Annotated in this window: 5 protein-coding genes and 2 pseudogenes; 1 reads left to right on the top strand and 6 read right to left on the bottom strand. The window is 51.5% G+C overall.

All coding sequences use genetic code 11. The features are described from left to right. The 5 genes and pseudogenes from BGK49_RS09210 to pabB form a co-directional block, all read right to left on the bottom strand. Positions 1 to 238 (bottom strand): transposase (locus tag BGK49_RS09210; protein ID WP_032335914.1); only part of this gene is annotated, 238 nt, incomplete at its 3' end. 62 nt (positions 239 to 300) lie between these two features. Further along, positions 301 to 1059 (bottom strand): annotated as a pseudogene (locus BGK49_RS09215) (CSS-motif domain-containing protein); the annotation flags it as partial. Between the two features lie 130 nt (positions 1060 to 1189). Next, positions 1190 to 2554: an L-serine ammonia-lyase gene (gene sdaA, locus BGK49_RS09220; protein ID WP_000624300.1), complete on the bottom strand. Its 1365-nt coding sequence runs from the start codon at positions 2552 to 2554 to the stop codon at positions 1190 to 1192. A gap of 183 nt (positions 2555 to 2737) precedes the next feature. After that, the gene (locus tag BGK49_RS09225; RefSeq protein WP_000456725.1) at positions 2738 to 3316 is read right to left on the bottom strand and encodes a CoA pyrophosphatase; all 579 of its coding nucleotides are present in this window, start codon (positions 3314 to 3316) and stop codon (positions 2738 to 2740) included. A 3-nt stretch (positions 3317 to 3319) separates the two neighbouring features. Then, the gene (pabB, locus tag BGK49_RS09230; protein ID WP_000855021.1) at positions 3320 to 4681 is read right to left on the bottom strand and encodes an aminodeoxychorismate synthase component 1; all 1362 of its coding nucleotides are present in this window, start codon (positions 4679 to 4681) and stop codon (positions 3320 to 3322) included. A 73-nt stretch (positions 4682 to 4754) separates the two neighbouring features. On the opposite strand from pabB, the gene BGK49_RS09235 reads away from it, so the two are divergent. After that, positions 4755 to 4934, top strand: coding sequence for a YoaH family protein (locus tag BGK49_RS09235; RefSeq protein ID WP_000457334.1), 180 nt, complete (start codon positions 4755 to 4757; stop codon positions 4932 to 4934). A gap of 55 nt (positions 4935 to 4989) precedes the next feature. Here the strand turns inward: BGK49_RS09235 and BGK49_RS09240 are convergent. Further along, positions 4990 to 5289, bottom strand: a pseudogene (locus BGK49_RS09240) (IS1-like element IS1X2 family transposase); the annotation flags it as partial.

The following is a 5289-nucleotide window of genomic DNA, read 5'->3' on the forward strand; positions in this document are numbered from 1 at the left end:
CAAGGCGAGCTTCATTTAACGCCTTACGCAGTTGCAGAATTTCAGATTCCAGTTCAGCCACCGTGCGGGAACCAGGAGTACCGAGCCCTTTTCTGGCGGCGGTAACCCATTGTCCTAAAGTGCCTTCAGGAAGGGATAATCGGGAAGCGCCTTCACTGATCGAAAGTTGATTTTCAAGAACCGTTCTGACAGCTTCGGCTTTGAACTCTTTAGAGTAACGTTGGTTTTTTCTGCTCATTATTAGCTCCTTCTGATGCCATTCTATTTCAGGAAGGAGTGTCCGTTAAACTCAGGCTACCTCAAACTTAGCAGCACCGCCAGCGGTAATTGTGTTGGAAGATAGTGCCATGCCAGCGCCGTAGCCCCCGGACCATTAACGTTAATGGTAAAAGGAAAGCGTTGCGAAGAAACCTGATAGTTTTCATTGTCTTCAGGTTGCGGAAGGGAATCTACCAGCCCATTACCATAGAGCAAATGCCGTTTGTCCACCGTCAGGCTGGCGCTACTGATTTGCTGCAGTTGTGGCTCAAGGAGCATTGCCGTCAGTAAGTCGATGTTAATCATCTCCATGACCCCAGCATTGCTACTGCCCGCTGCAGGCGTCCATTGAATCAAAACCGGACTGCCTTTAATCAGGGCACGGTCGATCGTCAGGCGTAAAAGTGGTTGCGGTGCAGGAAGTTCAGCCAGAATGTCCACGACGGGCACATTGCGATAACCAAAAATGCTGGAGCAATAGAGTGTGCCGTCTTGCACCAGGCCAATGGATCGCACAGTTTGGAGTTTTGCCGCCTGTTTACGTAATGGCAAATGGGCGACAGAGCAGGGCAGACCAATCAGCGGAAGCAAGACTTCGCTACCTGCCTGTAGGGGAAGCAGTACTTTATCTAATTCCTCTACAGCGTGATTGGCGAATTGTACTACCCGTTGTTGATTTAAGTTACGCTGTGAAATAAATCGCACGCTCAGGGTCGAAGCGAGCGTAACGAGTGCGCAAATCGTACAAACAATCATTCGATTACGTCGATAGGTTTTAATGATCCGTTGTGCTTTTTGCATGCGGGCCACCCTGTAAGCGTATGGCGACAAACGCCTGACGCAACAGTGGATGTGTAGTGGGGAATATTACAGCAGACGAGAAAGCGGGTATAAATTCGCCCATCCGTTGCAGATGGGCGAGTAAGAAGTATTAGTCACACTGGACTTTGATTGCCAGACCACCGCGTGAGGTTTCGCGGTATTTGGCGTTCATGTCCTTACCGGTTTCGTACATCGTTTCGATGACCTTATCCAGCGAGACGCGCGGTGCACTGGTGCGGCGCAGAGCCATCCGTGCGGCGTTAATCGCCTTCACAGAGGCAATGGCATTACGCTCAATGCACGGCACCTGAACCTGCCCTGCAACCGGGTCGCAGGTTAAACCAAGGTTGTGTTCCATGCCAATTTCCGCCGCCACGCAAACCTGTTTCGGGCTACCGCCCAGCAGTTCTGCAAGACCCGCAGCAGCCATTGAACAGGCAACACCCACTTCGCCCTGGCAACCAACTTCCGCACCGGAAATAGAGGCGTTCATTTTATACAATGCACCAATCGCGCCCGCTGCCATAAAGTAACGGGTATAGATGTCCGGGCTGACCGATTCAATAAAGTGGTCATAGTAAGCCAGCACTGCCGGAACGATACCGCAGGCACCGTTGGTTGGCGCAGTTACCACACGACCACCGGCGGCGTTTTCTTCGTTAACTGCCAGCGCAAACATGTTTACCCAGTCAATGACATTCATCGGATCGTTAGACAGTTTATCGCTGGAAACCAGCATCCGGCGCAGGGCAGACGCACGACGTGGCACGCGCAGCGGGCCTGGCAGTACACCTTCGGTGTTCATCCCGCGATCGATACATGCCTGCATGGTTTGCCAGACATGCGCGAAATACTCGTCGATCTCTTTCTTGCTGTGCAGCGCCAGTTCGTTCTGCATAGCGAGACCAGACAGCGAATAGCCGGTTTCATTACAGTACGCGAGCAGTTCGGTGGCAGATTTGAACGGATACGGCACGCTCACTTCGTTGGCAGCATCCTGACCAAAGTGTTCTTCATCGACGATAAAACCGCCGCCGATGGAATAATAAGTTTTGCTGTAGACGACTTCATCGCCGTTATAGGCGTGGATTTGCATACCGTTTTCATGCAGCGGCAGGTTGCCGTTATGAAAACGCATCCCGTTGTCGCGCGGGAAATCCACTTCATGCCGTCCCTGTGCCAGCAGCAGACGTTCGCGCTCTTCTACGTCGCGAATAAAACCGGGAATACTGTCGATATCCACGGTGGCAGGTTCGTTACCTGCAAGACCCATAATAATGGCGATATCGGTGTGGTGGCCTTTACCCGTCAGCGACAGTGAACCATAAACGTCCACGGCAACGCGAGTAACGCTATCCAGTAAGCCTTTTTCGACCAGATCATCGACGAACTGTTTACCCGCCTTCATAGGCCCTACGGTATGGGAAGATGAGGGACCAATCCCCACCTTAAACATGTCGAATAGACTAATCACGATAATACTCCTGACAAGGTGACTGGACTTCCAGTAACGAACTAATAACAGCGCATAGTGTAAGAGGGAACGCGGCGACTGGCTTAACTATTCACATGAATTAAACTAATCAAAAACCGCGATTTAACTAATATTGCGATGATTGTCTCAAGTAGTGTTTTGTAGATGTAAAGATAAGTATAGTCAGGGTTTCACACCAATTTGCAGCGCCAGCTCACGAATTATGCCTGCGGTCATTCCCCATACAAAATACTGTTCGTACCAGGACAGCCATACCCGATGTGAATCGCCACGGCGGTAGATATCTAAAGGGTGATAACGACCCAGATGTAATGCCTGGGCGAGCGGCATTTCAAACACCGCCGAGACTTCATCTTCACTGGCGCGATACGGCAGATCGGGCGGGATAATGCCGACCACTGGGGTTACCTGATAGCCAGTTACGCTATCGACGGGCGGCAGCACGCCGATAACTTCAACGGCGGAAGGCGGTATAGCGACCTCTTCTTCAGCTTCGCGCAGCGCGGCGGCGATAACTGATGCGTCCGTGTCATCGACTGCACCTCCAGGGAATGCCACTTGTCCAGCGTGTTTACGCAGATGAATTGAACGCTGAGTCAGCAACAACCCCGGTTGCGGTCGACGGACGATGGGGATTAACACGGCAGCCTGACGATGATTTAGGGTTTCCCGGTTAATTTGCGGGCGCAAAAGTTGAAAGCGAGATAAAAAATCATCAAGCGTCAGGCTACGGTATTCCACGTCTTACTTCTCCAGTTGGCGTAATATCTTAGTAACTTTATCAAAAGTTTCCTGATATTCCGCTTCTTCCTGGCTATCGGCGACAATTCCACCGCCCGCAGAGCAGTATATTTGTCCGTTAATGGCAGTCAGCGTGCGGATAGTAATGCTGGTATCCATGTTGCCGCAAAAGCTCAAATAGCCAATGCTGCCGCACCAGGCATTACGTCGCTGCGGTTCCAGTTCGTCGATAATTTCCATAGCCCGTACTTTCGGAGCCCCGGTTATTGAGCCACCAGGAAAAGCTGCGCGCAGCAGATCGCTGGCGTGTAACTGTTCTGGTAGTCGCGCCGTTATAGTGCTGACCAGATGATGCACGGCAGGGAAGGGTTCCACCACGAAGAGCTCTGGTACTTTTACCGAACCGGCTACGGCAACACGACCGATATCATTACGCATTAAATCGACAATCATCAGATTTTCGGCACGATCTTTCGCTGAGTTCGCCAGTTTTTCTGCTTGTTTGCTATCTTCCTGAGGATCGGGCAGGCGTGGTAGCGTGCCTTTAATCGGGCGGGTCTGGATTTCACTATTATCACAAAGAATAAACCGCTCTGGCGAAAGGCTTAAAATTGCACCCTGTTCAAGACGTAAAAAAGCGCTAAATGGCGCGCGGTTGGCCTGATTAAGCTGAAGGAATGCCTGCCATTCATCGCCAGAATAGGTCGCATGAAAACGCTGGGCGAGATTCACCTGATAGCAATCACCGCTGTGCAGATATTCCTGTACCTGGCGAAATTTTTCGCCGTACTGCTCGCGGGTCATATTGGATTGCCAGTCGGAAGTGAGCGTGAAATCTTCCTGCGGCGAGAATTGCTGGCTTTCCAGCCAGGCCCGACGGGCATTGACATCATTATGACTCAGCAAAGAAACTGTATGACGCTGGTGGTCGACAATGAGCGCCCAATCGTAGATACCCACTGCCATATCCGGCAGAACGATATCTTGTTCCGCAATTTCTGGCAGTGACTCAAAACGGCGGCCCAGATCGTAGCCAAACAACCCCAGTGCGCCGCCCTGAAATGGCAAATCTTCGTTATGCGTTGGGCGAATGTCTGCGCGATCCAGCACCTGCTGGAGCACCTGTAGCGGGTCATCAGTGGTCGTTGTGCGTTTTTCGCTTTCACTAACAACGGTTTCTTTACCGAAAGTGGTTAAAGTGCAAATCGGCTCGGCGACCACAATATCAAAGCGGCTATACGGATGATCGGCATAGCCGGAGTGTAAAAGCATCGCCCACGGCAGGTGGCTTAAGCGGGAGAAATAAAATTCAGCGGCGTCCTGACGCCAGGGTAAAGTAATCACAGCGGGAGATAACGTCTTCATCAGTCCTGACTCTACTGGCTATGTGCCGGGTAGCATGAAATAATTAGCGCCAACAATTTAGCAGGAGTTAACAATGTTTGCAGGTTTACCTTCACTCACCCATGAACAGCAGCAAAAAGCTGTCGAGCGGATCCAGGAACTGATGGCACAAGGGATGAGCAGCGGCCAGGCAATCGCGCTGGTGGCAGAAGAGCTGCGTGCCAACCACTCCGGCGAGCGAATCGTGGCGCGTTTTGAGGATGAAGACGAGTAACACACTAATCCGTATCGATTTCGTTATAGAAGCCGATGATGGTAATGACTCCAACTTACTGATAGTGTTTTATGTTCAGATAATGCCCGATGACCTTGTCATGCAGCTCCACCGATTTTGAGAACGACAGTGACTTCCGTCCCAGCCTTGCCAGATGTTGTCTCAGATTCAGATTATGTCGCTCAATGCGCTGAGTGTAACGCTTGCTGATAACGTGCAGCTTTCCCTTCAGGCGTGATTCATACAGCGGCCAGCCATCCGTCATCCATACCACGACCTCAAAGGCCGACAGCAGGCTCAGAAGACGCTCCAGTGTGGCCAGAGTGCGTTCACCGAAGACGTGCGCCACAACCGT

The organism is Shigella sp. FC1544 (assembly GCF_001722145.1).
Classification (GTDB): Bacteria; Pseudomonadota; Gammaproteobacteria; order Enterobacterales; family Enterobacteriaceae; genus Escherichia; species Escherichia coli.